The organism is Faecalicoccus sp. (assembly GCF_036552745.1).
Taxonomy (GTDB): Bacteria; Bacillota_I; Bacilli_A; order Erysipelotrichales; family Erysipelotrichaceae; genus Faecalicoccus.
Genome location: NZ_JAXKBY010000093.1, coordinates 19,630 through 36,669 on the forward strand (window position 1 = coordinate 19,630; position 17,040 = coordinate 36,669).

At 39.6% G+C, this 17,040-nt stretch carries 21 protein-coding genes and 1 tRNA gene; 11 read left to right on the forward strand and 11 right to left on the reverse strand.

Annotated features, from left to right (window positions below; translation table 11 throughout):
* Positions 1–9: 9 nt before the first annotated feature.
* Positions 10–98 (reverse strand) — tRNA-Ser (locus U0M88_RS04580).
* Between the two features lie 84 nt (positions 99–182).
* Between U0M88_RS04580 and U0M88_RS04585 the strand changes: the two genes are divergently transcribed.
* Positions 183–1,346, forward strand: coding sequence for a cation diffusion facilitator family transporter (locus tag U0M88_RS04585; protein WP_331869046.1), 1,164 nt, complete (start codon positions 183–185; stop codon positions 1,344–1,346).
* On the opposite strand, the gene U0M88_RS04590 is transcribed toward U0M88_RS04585, so the two are convergent.
* Both U0M88_RS04590 and U0M88_RS04595 read right to left on the reverse strand, forming a co-directional pair.
* On the reverse strand, positions 1,343–2,098 hold the full coding sequence (locus U0M88_RS04590; RefSeq protein WP_320802702.1) for a DeoR/GlpR family DNA-binding transcription regulator: 756 nt from the start codon (positions 2,096–2,098) through the stop codon (positions 1,343–1,345). The genes U0M88_RS04585 and U0M88_RS04590 overlap by 4 nt on opposite strands.
* 253 nt (positions 2,099–2,351) lie before the next feature.
* Positions 2,352–3,140: a polyphenol oxidase family protein gene (locus tag U0M88_RS04595; protein ID WP_331869047.1), complete on the reverse strand. Its 789-nt coding sequence runs from the start codon at positions 3,138–3,140 to the stop codon at positions 2,352–2,354.
* 138 nt (positions 3,141–3,278) lie between these two features.
* Here U0M88_RS04595 and hrcA point away from each other — a divergent pair, with 138 nt between their 5' ends.
* Genes hrcA through dnaJ form a run of 4 tightly spaced genes read left to right on the forward strand, consistent with a single transcriptional unit; the run spans position 3,279 to position 7,856 of the window.
* Positions 3,279–4,322 carry a heat-inducible transcriptional repressor HrcA gene (hrcA, locus tag U0M88_RS04600; protein WP_294687544.1) on the forward strand — a complete coding sequence of 348 codons (1,044 nt, stop codon included), beginning with the start codon at positions 3,279–3,281 and terminating at the stop codon, positions 4,320–4,322.
* The gene (grpE, locus tag U0M88_RS04605) at positions 4,300–4,866 is read left to right on the forward strand and encodes a nucleotide exchange factor GrpE (protein ID WP_022789460.1); all 567 of its coding nucleotides are present in this window, start codon (positions 4,300–4,302) and stop codon (positions 4,864–4,866) included. Before hrcA ends, grpE begins: the two co-directional genes overlap by 23 nt.
* A 14-nt stretch (positions 4,867–4,880) precedes the next feature.
* The gene (gene dnaK, locus U0M88_RS04610; RefSeq protein ID WP_331869048.1) at positions 4,881–6,686 is read left to right on the forward strand and encodes a molecular chaperone DnaK; all 1,806 of its coding nucleotides are present in this window, start codon (positions 4,881–4,883) and stop codon (positions 6,684–6,686) included.
* Positions 6,687–6,740: 54 nt separating this feature from the next.
* Complete coding sequence (dnaJ, locus tag U0M88_RS04615; RefSeq protein ID WP_117445495.1) at positions 6,741–7,856, forward strand: molecular chaperone DnaJ; 1,116 nt, start codon at positions 6,741–6,743, stop codon at positions 7,854–7,856.
* 37 nt (positions 7,857–7,893) lie between these two features.
* Here dnaJ and U0M88_RS04620 read toward each other — a convergent pair whose 3' ends face one another.
* On the reverse strand, positions 7,894–8,301 hold the full coding sequence (locus U0M88_RS04620) for a hypothetical protein (RefSeq protein WP_331869049.1): 408 nt from the start codon (positions 8,299–8,301) through the stop codon (positions 7,894–7,896).
* Positions 8,302–8,433: 132 nt separating this feature from the next.
* Here U0M88_RS04620 and U0M88_RS04625 point away from each other — a divergent pair, with 132 nt between their 5' ends.
* The 4 genes from U0M88_RS04625 (at position 8,434) to U0M88_RS04640 (ending at position 10,981) form a co-directional block, all read left to right on the forward strand.
* Positions 8,434–9,348 carry a serine/threonine protein kinase gene (locus U0M88_RS04625; RefSeq protein ID WP_331869050.1) on the forward strand — a complete coding sequence of 305 codons (915 nt, stop codon included), beginning with the start codon at positions 8,434–8,436 and terminating at the stop codon, positions 9,346–9,348.
* 72 nt (positions 9,349–9,420) lie between these two features.
* On the forward strand, positions 9,421–9,939 hold the full coding sequence (locus U0M88_RS04630; protein ID WP_331869051.1) for a DUF4352 domain-containing protein: 519 nt from the start codon (positions 9,421–9,423) through the stop codon (positions 9,937–9,939).
* Positions 9,940–9,954: 15 nt separating this feature from the next.
* A complete protein-coding gene (locus tag U0M88_RS04635) occupies positions 9,955–10,236 on the forward strand; it encodes a hypothetical protein (protein ID WP_331869052.1) in 282 nt (93 codons plus the stop codon).
* 25 nt (positions 10,237–10,261) lie between these two features.
* Complete coding sequence (locus U0M88_RS04640; RefSeq protein ID WP_331869053.1) at positions 10,262–10,981, forward strand: prolipoprotein diacylglyceryl transferase; 720 nt, start codon at positions 10,262–10,264, stop codon at positions 10,979–10,981.
* A 49-nt stretch (positions 10,982–11,030) separates the two neighbouring features.
* On the opposite strand, the gene U0M88_RS04645 is transcribed toward U0M88_RS04640, so the two are convergent.
* The 5 genes from U0M88_RS04645 to U0M88_RS04665 all read right to left on the reverse strand — a co-directional run bounded on the left by U0M88_RS04645 (position 11,031) and on the right by U0M88_RS04665 (position 14,345).
* Positions 11,031–11,357 (reverse strand): GNAT family N-acetyltransferase, encoded by a 327-nt coding sequence (locus U0M88_RS04645; protein ID WP_331869054.1) that lies wholly within the window; start codon positions 11,355–11,357, stop codon positions 11,031–11,033.
* Positions 11,358–11,366: 9 nt separating this feature from the next.
* Positions 11,367–12,134, reverse strand: a complete 768-nt coding sequence (locus U0M88_RS04650; protein WP_331869055.1) for a pirin family protein — start codon at positions 12,132–12,134, stop codon at positions 11,367–11,369.
* A gap of 68 nt (positions 12,135–12,202) precedes the next feature.
* A complete protein-coding gene (locus U0M88_RS04655; protein ID WP_288229271.1) occupies positions 12,203–12,625 on the reverse strand; it encodes a MarR family winged helix-turn-helix transcriptional regulator in 423 nt (140 codons plus the stop codon).
* 123 nt (positions 12,626–12,748) lie between these two features.
* Positions 12,749–13,804 (reverse strand): helix-turn-helix domain-containing protein, encoded by a 1,056-nt coding sequence (locus U0M88_RS04660; RefSeq protein WP_331869056.1) that lies wholly within the window; start codon positions 13,802–13,804, stop codon positions 12,749–12,751.
* 94 nt (positions 13,805–13,898) lie between these two features.
* Positions 13,899–14,345 carry a PaaI family thioesterase gene (locus tag U0M88_RS04665; protein WP_167698565.1) on the reverse strand — a complete coding sequence of 149 codons (447 nt, stop codon included), beginning with the start codon at positions 14,343–14,345 and terminating at the stop codon, positions 13,899–13,901.
* 81 nt (positions 14,346–14,426) lie between these two features.
* On the opposite strand from U0M88_RS04665, the gene U0M88_RS04670 reads away from it, so the two are divergent.
* Together U0M88_RS04670 and U0M88_RS04675 are read left to right on the forward strand one after the other, a co-directional pair.
* On the forward strand, positions 14,427–14,951 hold the full coding sequence (locus tag U0M88_RS04670) for a hypothetical protein (RefSeq protein WP_331869057.1): 525 nt from the start codon (positions 14,427–14,429) through the stop codon (positions 14,949–14,951).
* 8 nt (positions 14,952–14,959) lie between these two features.
* Positions 14,960–15,361, forward strand: a complete 402-nt coding sequence (locus U0M88_RS04675; RefSeq protein ID WP_027969011.1) for a PTS sugar transporter subunit IIA — start codon at positions 14,960–14,962, stop codon at positions 15,359–15,361.
* A 254-nt stretch (positions 15,362–15,615) separates the two neighbouring features.
* On the opposite strand, the gene U0M88_RS04680 is transcribed toward U0M88_RS04675, so the two are convergent.
* Positions 15,616–16,677 carry a tyrosine-type recombinase/integrase gene (locus U0M88_RS04680; protein ID WP_331869058.1) on the reverse strand — a complete coding sequence of 354 codons (1,062 nt, stop codon included), beginning with the start codon at positions 16,675–16,677 and terminating at the stop codon, positions 15,616–15,618.
* A gap of 141 nt (positions 16,678–16,818) precedes the next feature.
* The coding region (locus U0M88_RS04685) for an NYN domain-containing protein (protein ID WP_331869059.1) at positions 16,819–17,040 on the reverse strand (222 nt) is incomplete at its 5' end.

The following is a 17,040-nucleotide window of genomic DNA, read 5'->3' on the forward strand; positions in this document are numbered from 1 at the left end:
ATAGAATAATGGCGGAGACGGTGGGATTCGAACCCACGTGCCCGTGAAGGCAACTCGATTTCGAGTCGAGCTCGTTATGACCACTTCGATACGTCTCCGTACCCAAGTATTGTACCATAAAAGTAAGAATAACGTAACTAAAATTGATTGAATGCCTTAAAGTGTTTTGATACAATCGCGGTATGGTAAATTTATTAGTCAAACGATTCGTAAAAGATTATCAAAACACGAAAGATTCAGGTGTTAGAAGTGCTGTAGGAAGACTATGCGGTTTTATCGGGATTTTAGCTAACCTGTTTTTATTTGTGATCAAATATGTTATCGGAGTGATTGTCAACAGCGTTTCCATTCGTGCTGATGCGATCAACAACTTGTCCGATGCCTGCAGTAATATCATCTCCATCGTCTCTTTTGTCGTATCCAATAAACCGGCTGACGAAGATCATCCTTTTGGCCATGAGCGAAGTGAAACCATTGCTTCCTTGTTTGTAGGATTGATCGTAGGGTATATCGGTATTGAAATGGCTAAAGAAAGTATCGAAAAGATCCTGCATCCTTCAGCCATCGACTTTCGCATCGTCACACTTGTGATCTTAGGCATTTCCATCGTTGTTAAATTATGGATGTATGCTTACAATAAAAAGCTTTCTAAAGTGTATGATTCTTCTTTGTTGGAGGCAACGGCATTAGATTCGATCAGTGATGTCATGGGAACGGGCGCTGTCTTTTTATCAACGTTGATCTCTCCGTTAGTTGGATGGAATTTAGACGGGTACATGGGAATCATCGTTTCATTCATTATCTTATATAATGCTTATACCTTGATTCGTGAAGTTTTAAATGTGCTATTGGGAGAAGCGCCAGACCCGAACTTGGTGAATAAAATAGATCGCTTTATCTTAAAGAGCCCGGAAGTATTAGGCGTTCATGATTTGATGATTCATAATTATGGACCTAATCGTTTGTTTGCCAGTGCACATGTGGAAGTCGATGCTTCGGATGATATTTTTAAAGTGCATGATGCCATTGACAATATTGAAAGAGAAATCAAAAAAGCGATGGGTATCGAACTGGTTCTACATATGGATCCTGTCAAAGTCAATGATCCGTTGACTGAGCATTATAAAAAGCTTGTCGTCGATGCGATACAAGCTTTGGGTGTTTCCTGGAATTTTCATGATTTTCGAATCGTATCCGGTCCAACACACGTAAATCTGGTCTTTGATCTGGTCATTCCGTATGATGAAACAATGACGCCTTCTCAAATTGAAGAAAATTTATTGGCACATATCAAATCGGATAAAAAAGTATATCTTGTATTAACAATTGATCATCCTATGGCTTAGACCTGGATGATCTTTTTTATATCTTTGACAAGGTTTAAATCATCCTGTGAAATCTCGTTGGTCACAAGCATATCAAATTCGCGGAATTTACAAAATGTGAAAGGGGCTTTGTCATGAAACTTGGAGCTGTCTGTGACCATGATCAACTTTTCAGTTTGATTCATGACATGTCGTTTAAATCCCAGTTCATTGATGTTGGTGGAAGTAAAGCCTTCACAGTCTTTAAAGCCGTCAGTTCCCATGATCGCAAGATCAATATGTACATGATCGATGATTTCAATGGCAAAGGTTCCGTAGGCGCGTAATCCGGCATTATAAATCATACCGCCGGTAAAGAGAATATCGAAATTAAAGGCAGCGCATTGTTGGGCTAACGGTAAAGAATTCGTTACGATGGTCAAGCTTTTTTTACCCTGCAAAGCAGGAATTCCCAGCAGAACGGTACTTCCGGAATCTAAAAAGACAACCGAACCATCCTGGATCTCGTTTAAAGCACGGATGCCGACTCGTTTTTTGGCTTCTGCATTTTCCTGATTTCGAAATAATAATGGGGTTTCCTGCATCGGATTTTGAATACGGGCATAGCCGTGTTCACGAATCAGTAAAGATTGTGCTTCCATTTCACTGATATCATTACGTAGGGTTTCCGGTGTGACACCCAATCTTCTGGCAAGATCGATTACGCGTACTCGGCTTTCTTCTAATAAAATCTGACGAATCTTTGATTGACGAAGTTCTTTTTTTCTGGACATATCCATTCCTCTTTTCAAATGTATTATAGCGAAAGATGGAAAGAATATAAAATTTTTGTTCAGAAGATTTGATATTTAAAAACTTTTTGAAAAACGATTTTAAATATTTTGTTTCATCGAAATAACAAAGATAAATTGTTTTTTTATGGTTTTTAGCTACAATGAGCTTGTCCATGAGGACCACTAATCATATCTGTATCCTCCTAATACGGATACAAATTATTCATCCTTTGCCTGAAAAGGCGTAAAAACCTCAATGCGAGGTTTTTTCTTTTATATAGCCATAGGTGAAATGTTCACCGCATTTAGGAAATTCCTTTAAACAATTGTTTCTGCGATAACTGAATCCATTGTCTATATCGGTTAGCGTATCGATGGAAGATAGATGAATGTTTTCTTTTGCGATACCGGCATTGATCAACATCTGGGCATTGATTCCCTGATTGTCTAATAAAGCCTTTTCGTTGGATAACCTGCGAATATATGAAGAAGTATCTATAGGCAGCTTCTGTATCTGTTCTATGACTTCCATACCTACTTCCAACGAATCAAACTGCAGGCTGGGACTAAAAAAAGCCTGTGTAGTTTTGGGATGGATAAGCTGATTTTGAATGAGGTGATCTATGGTTTTTGCGGTGATTTGTTGTACGGTACCTTTCCATCCGGAGTGGATCACACAAAGACAAGGCGTTGTTTCATCGACCAGTAAGATACCAACACAATCGGCGGTAAAGACACCGATCAATACATTTGGCTCGGTTGTATAAAGGGCATCGACATCCATGATGCTGGTATATTTATCAAAGGCCCCCTTTCCTTTATCTTTTGATGTAACATGATAAAAATGATCGGTATGTTTTTGCCATGGCAAAGCCCAGTTTTCTAGCGGAATCGTGATCTTTTCCAACTCTTTTCGATTGGATAATACACCTTGTTCATCGTTACATACGTGAAAAGCCATGTTGTTTTGATCGGGACGGGTCGCATCTTTTAGTGTTACAGCACCGTAAACGGTTGTGTTTATAAACTCTATTTGTTTCATATTTCTATTGTAGCAAACCAAAACAAGAAAAAGCATTTAAAATTTCTTGAATTTTTAGCACTAAATCCTTGCGTTTGCTAAAGAATATGATATACTGTTAGCAGACAGAGAACAAGAGTGCTAGAAAGGGGCTTGGATATGGGACTGACACAACGTCAAAAAATCATCTTTAAAACGATCGTCGATGAATTTACACGATGTGCAGAACCGGTCGGCTCAAAGACTTTGATGCAGCTGTTGGATTTTCCGGTATCATCAGCTACGATTCGTAACGAGATGGCAGCCCTTGAAAAAGTGGGCCTGTTGGAAAAAACACATACATCCAGCGGTCGTGTTCCCAGTCAAAAAGGATATCGGTACTATGTAGAAAATCTGATGGAAACCAACCTGGATGCCAATGTGAAACATTCTTTGCAGCAGGTATTTTCCGAAAGACATTATTCATTGGATGAAGTCGTAGAAAAAAGCTGTGATATCTTAAGTCACATGACCAATCTAACGAGCATTGTCTTAGGGCCTGACAGTCGTTCACAAAAGCTTCAGCATGTACAACTGATTCCGATCAGTGAAAAAAGTGCAGTAGGCATTATCGTGACCGATCAGGGCCATACAGAGAATAAAGTCTTTGATTTTGGTACGGAAGTATCGGTACAGGATATTAAGACATGTACGGATTTGTTGAATGATCAGCTGGTAGGAACACCTATCAGTGAAGTCGTTGACAAGATGAAAGAAATCGAGCCTTTGATGGCAGCCAAGGTTGTTCGTCACGAAGTGCTGTTTGAAGCCTTTGTGACAGCATTTATGCGTTTTGCCACAGAAAAGGTCAAGGTTTCCGGAAGAAGCAATATGTTGTATCAACCGGAATTCAGCGATTTAAATAAGCTGAAAGAGCTGATGGCTGTATTGGAAAGCTCCAGCTTATTTCATCAGTGGACCGATCAAGAAGATAATGTGGCGATTCAGATTGATCAGCGAAATGAGTTGTTGCAGATTGGAGATTGTTCGGTCGTTACGACAAAATTTCATTACAACAACGATGAGGAAGGGCAATTGATGGTCGTAGGGCCAAATCGAATGCAGTATTCCAAAGTGGTTGCCCTGATGGATTACATGTCCAGCGTGATTGAAGATGTCTTTGCACAAAAAGGAGGCGGAAATGACGATGAGCAAAAAGAATGAGAAAAAAGAAGAAAAAAAGATGGAAGAACAGCCGGAAATCAAAGAACAGAATGATGCGGACAAGGAAGCGAATGTCGAAGAAGTCAATCCTTTAGAAGCAGAGATCGAAAATTTGAAAGAAGAATTGGCAAAGGCTAAAAACGATGTAGCTCGTGCCTATGCCGATACAGAAAATATGAAAAAGCGTCTGCAGAATGAAGCGGATATGACAAAGAAATATCGTTTCCAGCAGGCCGGACTGGAACTTCTTCCGATCTTGGATGGTATGGAAAGAGCTTTGATGGTTCAAAGTGAAAATGAAGAAGTTTTAAATTATGTCAAAGGATTTGAAATGATTCATCAGCAGTTAGTCAATGTGCTGACAAATGAGGGAATCAAAGAAATTGAAGCAATGGGACAACCTTTTGATCACAATACGATGCAGGCTTTGATGCAGGAAGCCAAGGAAGGTGTAGAGCCGGGAATGGTTATCGAAGTGATGCAGAAAGGTTATATGTTAAAGGATCGTATATTAAGACCTGCCTTAGTGAAGGTAAGTGAGTAAAGGAGGAATCGACTATGGCAAAAATTATTGGTATTGACTTAGGTACAACAAACAGCTGTGTGGCTGTCATGGAAGGTAAGGATTCAAAAGTAATCCCTAACCCGGAAGGAAATCGTACAACACCAAGTGTTGTAGCATTTAAAAACGGAGAACGTATTATCGGTGATGCCGCTAAACGTCAGGCAGTTACCAACAAAAATACGATTTCATCCATTAAACGTTTGATGGGTACAAACCAGAAAGTAGAAGCCGAAGGAAAACAATACACACCACAGGAAATCAGTGCGATGATCCTGCAGTATTTGAAATCTTATGCAGAAGATTATTTAGGAGAACCTGTCACAAAAGCAGTTATCACTGTACCGGCTTACTTCAACGATGCTCAGCGTCAGGCTACTAAAGATGCCGGAAAGATCGCCGGATTGGAAGTAGAACGTATTATCAACGAACCAACAGCGGCTGCTTTGGCTTATGGGATTGATAAGACAGATAAAGAACAAAAAGTTTTGATCTACGACTTAGGTGGAGGAACTTTCGATGTTAGTATCCTGGATTTGGCTGATGGTACTTTTGAAGTATTATCGACAAACGGTGATACACACTTAGGTGGAGATGACTTCGATAACGTATTGGTTGATTGGATGGCTGATACATTCAAGAAAGAAAACGGAATTGACTTGAAACAAGATACAATGGCCTTACAGCGTTTAAAAGAAGCGGCTGAAAAGGCAAAGAAAGATTTAAGTGGTGTTATGCAGACACAGATCAGCTTGCCATTTATCTCTGCCGGAGCCAGTGGTCCATTGCACTTTGAAGCTACATTAACACGTGCTAAATTTGATGAAATGACAAAATCTTTGGTAGATCGTACAATGATTCCGATTGAAAACGCATTGCGTGATGCCAAATTGTCTAAGAGTGATATCGACCAGGTATTGTTGGTTGGTGGATCGACTCGTATCCCGGCTGTACAGGAAGCTGTACGCAAGGCATTAGGTAAAGATCCTAACCATTCTGTTAACCCGGATGAAGCCGTTGCCATGGGTGCTGCCATTCAGGGTGGTGTTATCTCTGGTGATGTAAAAGACGTATTGTTGCTGGATGTTACACCATTGTCATTAGGTATCGAAACTATGGGTGGTGTTATGACCGTATTGATTCCACGTAATACAACGATCCCTACAAGTAAATCGCAGATCTTCTCAACAGCTGCAGATAACCAGCCGGCTGTAGATATCAAGGTATTACAGGGTGAACGTCCAATGGCTGCCGATAACAAAGAATTAGGAAACTTCCAGTTGACAGGTATCGCACCGGCTCGACGTGGTGTCCCTCAAATCGAAGTTACTTTTGATATCGATGCCAACGGTATCGTTCATGTCAGCGCTAAAGATAAGGGAACCGGAAAAGAACAGTCTATCACGATCCAGAACTCCAGCGGATTAAGTGATGATGAAATCGATCGTATGGTTCGTGAAGCCGAAGAACATAAGGCCGAAGATGAAAAACGTAAAGATGAAATCGATTTACGTAACCGTGCCGAAGGATTCATTGCACAGATCGATGCGATGTTAGAGGATGGCAAAGACAAAATTGATGCCAAACAGGCAGAAGAAACGAAAAAATTGCGTGATGACTTGCAGAAATCTCTGGATGAGAATAATATGGAAGATATCCGCAATAAATTAGAAGCTTTGGAAAAGGCCGCACAGATGGCTGGTCAGCAGATGTATCAGCAGCAGGCTAACCAGGGCGGACAAGACAACACAACGCATACTAATGATGATGTTGTCGATGGTGAATTTACCGAAAAACACTAATTTTTAAAGTTCTAGCTGTTGCTAGAACTTTATCATGAGATAAGGAGGGAAATCATGGCTGAAAAAAGAGACTATTATGAAGTACTGGGCGTTGCCAAAGATGCCACAGAGGATCAGATCAAGAAAGCCTACCGAAAGTTGGCCATGAAGTATCACCCGGATGTAAACAAGGATCCAGGGGCTGAAGATAAATTTAAAGAGATCAATGAAGCCTACGAGGTCCTTAGCGATAAAGATAAACGTGCCCGTTATGATCAGTTTGGACATGCCGGTATGGACGGTGCCTTTGGTCAGGGCGGATTCCAGGGTGGATTCAGTGACTTCGGGGACTTGAATGATATTTTCGGTTCTTTCTTTGGAGGCTCCGGATTTGGCTTTGGAGGTTCCTCCCGAAGAAGTGCTAATCAGCCTCGTCAGGGGCAGGATCGCTATATGCAGATGCGTATCGATTTTATGGATGCAATCTTTGGTAAGACCGAAACCATTACTTTAGAAGTGGATGAACAATGTTCGCATTGTCATGGCAGTGGAGCCGAACATCCTGAAGATGTACAGACATGTCCGACATGTCATGGTAGCGGTTATGTTATGACACAACAAAGAAGTATGTTTGGTGTGATTCAGCAGCAGTCTGTTTGTCCGGATTGTCATGGAACGGGTAAAAAAGTTACGCATGTTTGTCACAAATGTCATGGCAAGGGCTATGAGCATAAACGTGTAAAGCTGGATATCAAAATTCCGGCTGGCATTTCTACCGGTCAACAGATTCGTATCGCAGGCAAAGGAGAACGTGGATCCAACGGTGGACCAAATGGTGATCTTTATATTGAAATCATCGTACAGCCACATTCTACCTTTAAACGAGAAGGAAATGATATTTACATTAAAGTACCAATCAGTGCTTTGGATGCGACAATCGGAACCAGTGTGCAGGTACCAACCGTATATGGTGATGTCGAGTTGAAAATTCCGGAAGGAACACAGCCTAATACAAAATTTCGTCTGAAAGGTAAAGGTGTCAAAACTTCTCGTCAAACAGGTGATGAATTTGTTGAAGTGATGATTGAAATTCCAAAGAAGTTGACACGTAAAGAACGTGACTTATATGAACAGCTTCGTAAAGGGCAAAAGGAAAGTCCGTTTGAACGTTTTAAAAATTCATTTAAATAGAAAAAGTACTGAAATCTAAAATGGTTTCAGTACTTTTTTAATCCAATGCATCAAAACCATGGGCAATTAGAAGCTCATTGGTCTTGAATAAGTTATAGTGATGTTGTAAAGCATAGATCAAGATCGCATCTTTTTTTACCTTGGCATACAATAAGCCATTATTGCTTAATGACAACAAGTTATTAGTGTCATGTAAATTCAGACGCATGGCCAGAGCCAGCTGGATGATCTTCTCTTTGCTTCCTTTCTTGGTACCATTGCAGATCTGATACGCATAGTTTTTCTGCAGATTTGTTTTTTCAATTACTTCGCTCTTTTTTAAATCTTTCTTTTCTAAACAAGCTTCCAAATAGGAAACGAAGTCTAAGTCAGGAAGAATTTCTAAAATGTCGTCTAATGGAGTATTTTGATTTAAAAGTGTGGTTAATTGTGTTGTGGATATCATAATAAGAACCTCTCAAAAGTATGGTAAAATAAGAATTGAAATCAGGCAACAAAAATGGTTCCTTCTTTAGTTAAAATTGTGAGTACGTTTAAAGACACAGATACGAAGAAAATTTCTCTGATACAAAACAAAATGGATCAGACTTTTTTTGTGCAGCGAAAGATGAAGCATGCCGATTATTTTGTGTATAAAGCACTGCAGGAACATCCAATGCAAGGAATACCGAAAATATACGATGTACAAATTGAAGAAGAATGGTTAGTCATTACGGAAGAGTTTATCCAGGCAGATACTCTGGCCGAGATTCTTCCGTTTTCAGAAAAGGAAGCGGTAAATATTGTGTGTCAGCTCTGTGATATTTTAATGCGTCTTCATCAACTCAAGCCACCGATCATTCATCGAGATATCAAACCGGAGAATATTTTTTATCAAGATGGAAAAATAATCTTATTTGATTTTGATATTGCCCGTTTTTACGATCCTTCAAAGACAAGAGATACGACTTTATTAGGAAGTGTCGGTTATGCGGCACCGGAACAGTTTGGATTTGCCCAAACCGGTGTGCAGAGTGATGTTTATTCCTGCGGGAGACTCTTACAAGTGCTTTTGACAGGACGGTTGGATCAAAGTGTAAAGGGACATTTTGAAAGAATTATTCGAAAAGCTTTGAGTATGGACCCTAAAGATCGATTTCAAAGTGCGGCGCAGTTAAAAGCCGAGCTTCAGGAAATGAGATGGATATTTCCGGGCATCAATAATCGAAGTCGTAAAGGAAAGGTTGGCTCCTGGATCGGATGGATTTTAAGTGTTTGTATCGTTTTATCGATTGATACACAAAAAAATACGTCTTTTGAGCATGACAACTTGTATTTAATCGCATGTTTTTTAGTCTTAGCTCTTTTAGAACTGGTAATCTGTAATCGCCATAAAGTACCAAAATATGATTTATCACTCGTACGATGGGGAATACTTTCCTTGACGTATTTTCTTCTTTTGGTGATAGGAATCGGTATCTTATCTCTTTTTGATATGATGCTGCCAGCATAACAATTTTACTTCTGTATTGCCTATAGTTAAGGCAGGCAGAAGTTTTTTTATTTTCATGCAGGAGGTTTGGTTATGAAGAAATTAGGATATGCTTTACTATGTAGTGCTATGGTGTTTGGAATTACGGCCTGTGGATCATCGGATACATCCAATAAAGATGATTCGACAGAGGAGAAAAAAGTAGAAGAACAAGAAACGAAATCAGAGTATGGAGTCAATGAAACCGCGGATGTAGATGGCGTAAAATACACGGTCACTGGTGTAGAAAGAAGTGCCGGTTTTAGCTATAACACGCCAGAATCTGGAAAAGAATACGTAATCGTTTCTGTAACAATTGAAAATGGATCGGATGAAAAAATTGATTATAACCCTTACTACTTTAAGATGTTAAATTCACAGGGTCAGGAAGAATCCACAACTTTTGTGGTTGATTTAGAAAACGAATTGAATTCCGGTGATTTGGCTTCCGGAGGAAATGTATCCGGTAAGTTATGTTTTGAAGAACCGGCAGGAGATACAGGTTTAAAACTAAATGTATATGCGGATATCTTCAGTGATGATCCAACATATGTATTTAATTTGAATGTGTAGAAAGTAGGAAATATTATGAATGAACAACCATCAAATGGAAAAGCGATTGCGGGATTGGTTCTTGGAATCGTATCGATTGTATTGATTTTCTTTGGTGCGTATGGTGCTGTTTTCGGACTGATTTGCGGTGTGATTGGTATTATTCTTTCCATCAAGGCAAGAAATGAAAATCCAACAGGCATCGCCACTGCCGGATTTGTATGCTCCATTATCGGAACTGTATTATGTGCAGTAAGTTTTGTCGCCTGTGCTTGTCTGTTAGGCGGACTGGCCAGTGTAGGAGCTTCATTACAATAAGAGCCATTGTGCTCTTTTTTTGTCTATGGCACAAATTCAATTAGGACCTATAGTGCTTTCTTCCTATGCGTTTTTTGCACTGTGTGGAGCCTTTGCCTGCTTAATCTATGGCTTGTTTTGTATTCCTAAAGCACAAAGAGAACAGTCCGCCTATCTTTTGTGCTATGCCGGAATCGGCGCATTGGCAGGAGCTAAACTTCTCTATATTCTAGTTTCTTTACCGGAAATCTCGGCCCATATGGACCAATGGATCTACTATGTTTCTTCCGGTTTTGTATTTTATGGAGGTCTGTTAGGGGCTATCATAGGAAGTGTTTTCTATTGCTATGAATTTCATAAAGATTTCTATGGACAGACAAACGTTTTAGTACCGATGATTCCTTTATTTCATGCCTTTGCTCGTATCGGCTGTTTTTTCAGCGGTTGTTGTTATGGCGTGGAAAGTGAATTTCTCGGACTTCCTACTTTCTCCATCTATGCCAATCCCATGGAAACAAATCGTATTCCGGTACAGCTGATAGAAGCCGGTATGGAGTTTCTGCTTTTTCTGTTCCTTCATTTTTATAAAGGACATCGTTTATATGCTTATTTGGGTTTCTATTCCATAGGGCGTTTTCTATTAGAATTTTGGCGTGGCGATCCACAAAGAGGAATATGGATTTTATCCACTTCACAATGGATATCCATAGGGATTTGGTTTTTCTTGATTCTAAGATTTATACAGAATTATCATCACACAAAATAGTGTGTGAAAATATGGCAAAAAAACACGAGTTTCTGGCTCGTGCTTCTTTTTAATGTGTTGTTAATAGATCTTGATGATCCGGGTTTGCTTCTATGCGTTTTTTTGCATAAGAACAAGTCGGATAAAGGTGGATGTGACGATTTGTGGCTTCGGATACGATCCGATCAACTAATTGACCGGCAATTCCCTGTCCACCATAAGTTGAATCGACAAAAGTATGATTGATATTCCACTCATCGGGGATGTCCGTTGTGTAGGTGCATTCACCGATACACTTTTCTTGGTCATAAGCTGCACTGCGATGCTTTTCGGGTTCAAATTGAATTTTAATCATAGTTAGCTCCTTTTTGTCTTGGAAATATTTCACATAGAACATTTTAATCTATTAATATTGTGCCTTTTCTTTGATGAACTGTCCAGTCTGCAGATCGGTAAATGCCTGTTCCAGTTCTTTTTGTGTATTCATAACAATTGGGCCAGCCCAGGCGATAGGTTCTTTTAATGGCTTAGAACGAATGAAAAGAACTTGCGAGGGAGTATGATGACTCTTTAAATGAATGGATGTACCTGGTGTTAGGTGAACTGCTGTTTTTTCTTCAATGAGGGTATCCCCTACAATCACATCGCCTAATAAAGTAAATAGCATGACAGAATCATCCATTTCGGTGGATAGTTCTAAGCTTCCTTCTTGATCAAAGTGAATATCATAATAATCGATGGGCCAATGTTCTCCTTTATAACCTTGTATATCTTTGTACGATCCGGCTAAAACACGAATCTTTCCGGCATCGAATGAGACTTCCGGGATTTCTTCTTTTTTAATACTGTGATAGGTTGGCTGACTCATTTTTTCATAGGCCGGTAAGTTTAGCCATAGCTGCACACCTAATAAACGATCGGCAGCCGGTACCATTTCTTCATGCAGAATGCCGGAGCCGGCATTCATCCATTGGACTTCACCATCACTAATGGCTTCTTCGTTTCCTAACATATCGCGATGCACCATTTTTCCGCGTGATAAATAACTGATGGTTTCAATCCCTCGATGCGGATGCATTGGGAAACCGGCAATATAGTCTTTAGGATTCGTGCTGTCAAAAGAATCTAACATCAAAATAGGATCAAATTCTTCCATCGTTTGATTTCCCAGCACTCGAACTAAGCTGACACCGGCTCCATCAACTGTGCGATAGCCTTTGATTTTTGTTTGTACTTTTCTTTCTATATTGATTTTCCTCCCAGTTTTTTTAGTAAACGAATCAATTCTTCTTTTTCATCTTCAGATAGATGCGAACAGTATTGTTCAATTTGTTTTAGATTTTCCGGTAAGACTTTTTCCACTAAGTCTTTTCCTTTGTCTAAAAGATGCAGCTTTGTAACTCGTTTATCTTGTGGATCTACCATTTTTTGAAGGTACTGTTGACGTGCTAAGTTTTTTAAGATCGTTGGCATAGTTCCGGTAGAACTAAGGATCTTATCTTGTACTTCTCCGATACGAATATCACCTTTACTGTACAAGACTTCCAAGACACCAAATTGGCTGAGCGTTATATGGTGTTTCAAAAGCAGCTGTGCCGTTTGTCTATGCAGGGCATGAACATTACGGGATAATCCGATCAAAATCTTTGCGTTCCTGTTTTCCAAAAATCCACCTCCAATTATGACTTATTTATTGTTTTGGTCATTATCTCGATATAGAGATAATATAGCGTTTCACTAGGGATTACAAAGAATATGCTCCATATAAAAAAGACCTGAATATAGGCCTTAGGATTTAAAATATTTTATATATGTGGAAATTAGAGAATAGATCAAACCGGCGATAGCCCAAATGATCCAAGTATATTCCCAGTTTCTTGTCCAGAAAGATAGGAGCAAATAGATGGCCGTGATACTGATCCAAAACAATGAAGCGATGAGTTCCATCTTCTGATCAGCTCGTTTTTGATCAATCGTATGATTCTCAGTCTGTAAAAGAACATTAAATCCGGATTGAACGATGGAAGCATATACGATTAGGGCCACACCGGCGGCAACGATCAAGATCATCAATGCCGGCGCTAAGGAAACAAACAAGCCTTGTCTCTGTGCTTCTACCTGTATGGAAGCACCTTGAATTTCTATAAATGGTGCAGAGAAGCCATCGGCAAAAATGAGTGGAAGAATACTTAATATACATAACATGATCCCAAAAGCGATACAGGCGGTATAGGTGGAGTGAAACTCTTGCTTCTTCTTTTCCACGATGCCTTCTACACCATACAGAAGTTCTAATTCTTCTTTTCTTAAATATTGGAATTGATTCATAGTTAAGTGCGATGTCACAAAGAGAACGACCGCAATCGCAATCAAGATAAATAAGGACCCAGCTCCCAGTGCTTCCCCGGCTTCCAAAGAAAGAGGTAACATTCTTTGTTGCGCGAGTTCGGAAATACAAATCACAGAGAAAAAACTCAAAATACAAAGTACGACACCGATCATGATCTTAAAGGCATACTTACGCTGTGCTTTTAAATATAAGTCAGCATCTTCTAAAGAAACTTTATGAATCTTTCGCTTAGCTTCTGTACCCCACTTGGAAAACTTTGGTGGTTCTTCTAAAGAAGGAGAAGAGGTGTCTTCTTCCATTTCCTCTTTTAATAAGTAATCGGTCGATACATCAAAGATCTGTGATAATTTGATGATTTTGTCGAGATCGGGTAATGAGGAGCCGCTTTCCCATTTTGATATGGATTGACGCGATACTCCTAATTGGCTGGCTAATTCTTCCTGCGACCAGTTTCTTTCTTTTCTCAATTGAATAATTTTATCGGCGAATATCATAATCTTGCCCTCCTTGGTGGCTTTATTACATCAAAAAATAGGGTAGCAGGCCACCAAACAGGCTTGAAACTTTGTCAACTGTCGGTTGCATTGCCTATTTTTGGGCATGGTCTTGCGTTTTTTTTGCTTTGATCCGGTCCGAATCTAAGAAGAACATCGTAAACGTAGCACGAGATAAAAGAGTGTTTCGATCGTTAAAAATAAAGACTTCATATACACCAGTTGTTCTTCCGCGACTGATTTCCTGAGCAATTCCAATCAGTTTTCCGCCTTTTCCGGGCTTGATATAGTTGATCGTTCCGGTGAGTGTTACGCTGTCTCTTCCACTGGCAAAGCTGGCAGCTCCGGCAACAGTATCAGCCAGTGAAAATAAAGCGCCGCCGTGCACAAAGCCATGCACGTTTAAGATTTGTTCATCGATGATCATCTCCACTTTGGCATAGCCTTCACGCACTTCGGTTACCTTCATATCGTTGCTTTGAAGATACATGGAAGAGCTGTTTAAACGCTTCATAAGTTCTATATTATTTTCCGTTTCCATAAAGTTCCTTCTTTCTTTTACGCCATTGTAGCATATTTACTTTTCAAAATGATATAATGTCAGAAAAAGGAAGGAAGCAATATGGAAGGAAACAGTATTATCAGTATCGTCGTTACAATATTATTTATCGGAATTTCATTGTTTACGATCTATGAAACCGCCAGGCGATATCAACGCTATCAAAAAAAATTGCAGGAGTTTCAAAGTGCTCATTCGAATCACGAAGATATCGATCTATCATTTTGGCCGATGGTTGGTATGATCGTTTTGGCTGTGTTGATCTTTATTGTATGCGGTGTTACCTTAACCACAGGTATCGAGGCATCTTATACAGTCATTTATGTTTGCCTGGGCATTTTATTTCTGGCTCTGGCCGTGGACAATCGCATTCGCTATCGATGCTCCTTTGCCAAAGACGGCTTCTTTTATGAAGATACGTTTTATCGGTTTAAGGCATTGCGCGATATACAGTTTAAAGAAGGCTTATTTAAGAAAAGCTATCTGGTGATCAGTGCCGGCAGTCAGGAAATTCCCTGTACGTATAAGATCGGTAAGATCATTCAGGAAAAACAAACCCAGTGGAAAAAAGAGAAAAAGAGAAAGTAGGAAAGATTATGCGAAATATTGTATTGATCAGTCATGGTGAATTGGCGCAAGGTATGCATTCTGTTGTGAAAATGATTGCCGGTGATCGAAAAGAAGTGTATTCCATCTGTTTGAAGCAGGATATGGATGCCGGTCTTTTTATGGAAGAATGTGAAAAAGTGTTTTCTTTAATTCCGGAAAACGATCAGATCATTTTACTGACGGATATCCTGAGCGGCTCGCCGATCCTTAATGCCCTTTCGGTCTTGGAAAACAAGAATCGGGAGGAGCAGACCATCGTTATCGGTGGTATGAATATGCCGATGGTTTTAGAAGCGGTGTTTAAAAAAGATCACATTGAAGATTTGCATTTGTTAAAGGAAACCTTGATTGAAGAGGCAAAAAAGGGAATCAGCGGGCTTGTAAAATAGTTTAATTTTCTATCACAAACTCTCACATATTCTGTCCATAACAATCTCAAGATTGTTTTGTATAGTATAACCGAGCCAAGGATAGAGGCTCACTTCATAATCAAAATTCCCTTTCTTAAAAACTTTCCGGAGAAGCGCCTGTTTATTGTAGCGATAAATAGGCGCTTTTCCTATCATTTAGACTCTTTTTGAATCCGTCCGTAACTCACACACAACTCACACGTAACACACACAAGTATAAAAATAAAATGCCATCAGATCTTGTTGATGGCATCGATCAGTATAGATACGTCTAAATGCGTATATACCTTTTCGGTCAGATCCATAGCCCCGGAGTGACCCAGAATCTTTTTAGTGACCAGTGGATTTGTATCGGCATTGGCCAACATGGAGGCACAGGTATGTCTTGTATCATGTGGTGTATGATTCATATCCAGGTTCTTCATGACAGGCATCCATCGTGTACGCCTGTAATTGTCGATTTTGGCACGAGTCGATAAAGTATTGTTGATCAAATACTCCCCATCCTCTTCCATCCTTGCATATACAAAAGGATAGATTTTTTCTGCAATTGGTACAATACGCTCTGCATTTTCAGTCTTCGTACCGTGGATCTCGATGTATCGATCATTCAGATGCACATCCTCTTTCTTGATGCTCAGCATCTCGCCAATACGTACACCGGTGTAGATCAACATTAGCACAACCTGTACATCTGCATCGAACTGATTATCCCATAGCCTTTTAATTTCTTCATTTGTAAAGATCGTATGGCCACGCTGATTAGGATTCTTGTTCTTATGTTTTTGCACATTGATTAGCCTTGAATAGTCCTTATCAACGATGTCATAGCGTAAGGCGTATTTATACATGGAATGTAAAAGGCTCTTGAATCTTTTTAGAGTCGGTGCGTTCTTGCCGGACTCATCGATAACACGCTGCAAATCTTTTGTTCTCAACTTTGACATCGGTATGTTATAAATTTTTGAACATGTCTTGTAGCAAGCCTTATAGCCGGCAATCGTTGAATTTGACAATTCCGGGAAGTGTTCTTCGGACCATCGCTCCCAAACTTCTGCAAAGGTCGTCTTACGCTCAGATACGTCATAAGGTGAGAGATTATATTCTTCCAACATCTTAATACCCTCTTCATACGTTTTGGCGTATCCGATCACTATGACGTTCTGCACAGCCTTATCACCGATGAGATCCCATCCAATCGTCTTTTTTACAACAAAAGGTCTTCTTCTTTTTCTCTTGTCGATTCTAAATACAGTCCCGTAGCCGTTAGGCAGTTTCATTTTCTTTCTAGGCATAAGTACCCATCCTTTCTTTTTTGGTGTAATTTTGTTAAAATGGGTACATAAAAAGTTAATGATTGGTACTCATTCTTTTTATGTACTGGGTATTGGTAGTACCCTTATCGATCCACTGATGTTGGTAGCATCGGTGGATTTTTATTTATTATCTCTAAATTTAGAATCGCATGTTCTTAATCCGTCAATATGTTCAAATAAGGAATCTTTTATATTTCCACCTAAAGGATCTAATACAAAATCTATTCCTTCACGTCGCGCTAGTTTGGCAGCGGGTACAAAATCACTATCACCGGCAATCAAAACAATTTGGTTTACTTGCTTTTTATAAGCAAGTGAGGCTATATCTATACCTATTTTCAT

Coding starts and splice junctions, on each gene's coding strand:
- U0M88_RS04585 (WP_331869046.1), top strand. CDS start 183: ATGGTAAATTTATTAGTCAAACGATTCGTAAAAGATTATCAAAACACG.
- U0M88_RS04590 (WP_320802702.1), bottom strand. CDS start 2,098: ATGTCCAGAAAAAAAGAACTTCGTCAATCAAAGATTCGTCAGATTTTA.
- U0M88_RS04595 (WP_331869047.1), bottom strand. CDS start 3,140: ATGAAACAAATAGAGTTTATAAACACAACCGTTTACGGTGCTGTAACA.
- hrcA (WP_294687544.1), top strand. CDS start 3,279: ATGGGACTGACACAACGTCAAAAAATCATCTTTAAAACGATCGTCGAT.
- grpE (WP_022789460.1), top strand. CDS start 4,300: ATGACGATGAGCAAAAAGAATGAGAAAAAAGAAGAAAAAAAGATGGAA.
- dnaK (WP_331869048.1), top strand. CDS start 4,881: ATGGCAAAAATTATTGGTATTGACTTAGGTACAACAAACAGCTGTGTG.
- dnaJ (WP_117445495.1), top strand. CDS start 6,741: ATGGCTGAAAAAAGAGACTATTATGAAGTACTGGGCGTTGCCAAAGAT.
- U0M88_RS04620 (WP_331869049.1), bottom strand. CDS start 8,301: ATGATATCCACAACACAATTAACCACACTTTTAAATCAAAATACTCCA.
- U0M88_RS04625 (WP_331869050.1), top strand. CDS start 8,434: ATGGATCAGACTTTTTTTGTGCAGCGAAAGATGAAGCATGCCGATTAT.
- U0M88_RS04630 (WP_331869051.1), top strand. CDS start 9,421: ATGAAGAAATTAGGATATGCTTTACTATGTAGTGCTATGGTGTTTGGA.
- U0M88_RS04635 (WP_331869052.1), top strand. CDS start 9,955: ATGAATGAACAACCATCAAATGGAAAAGCGATTGCGGGATTGGTTCTT.
- U0M88_RS04640 (WP_331869053.1), top strand. CDS start 10,262: ATGGCACAAATTCAATTAGGACCTATAGTGCTTTCTTCCTATGCGTTT.
- U0M88_RS04645 (WP_331869054.1), bottom strand. CDS start 11,357: ATGTTCTATGTGAAATATTTCCAAGACAAAAAGGAGCTAACTATGATT.
- U0M88_RS04660 (WP_331869056.1), bottom strand. CDS start 13,804: ATGATATTCGCCGATAAAATTATTCAATTGAGAAAAGAAAGAAACTGG.
- U0M88_RS04665 (WP_167698565.1), bottom strand. CDS start 14,345: ATGGAAACGGAAAATAATATAGAACTTATGAAGCGTTTAAACAGCTCT.
- U0M88_RS04670 (WP_331869057.1), top strand. CDS start 14,427: ATGGAAGGAAACAGTATTATCAGTATCGTCGTTACAATATTATTTATC.
- U0M88_RS04675 (WP_027969011.1), top strand. CDS start 14,960: ATGCGAAATATTGTATTGATCAGTCATGGTGAATTGGCGCAAGGTATG.
- U0M88_RS04680 (WP_331869058.1), bottom strand. CDS start 16,677: ATGCCTAGAAAGAAAATGAAACTGCCTAACGGCTACGGGACTGTATTT.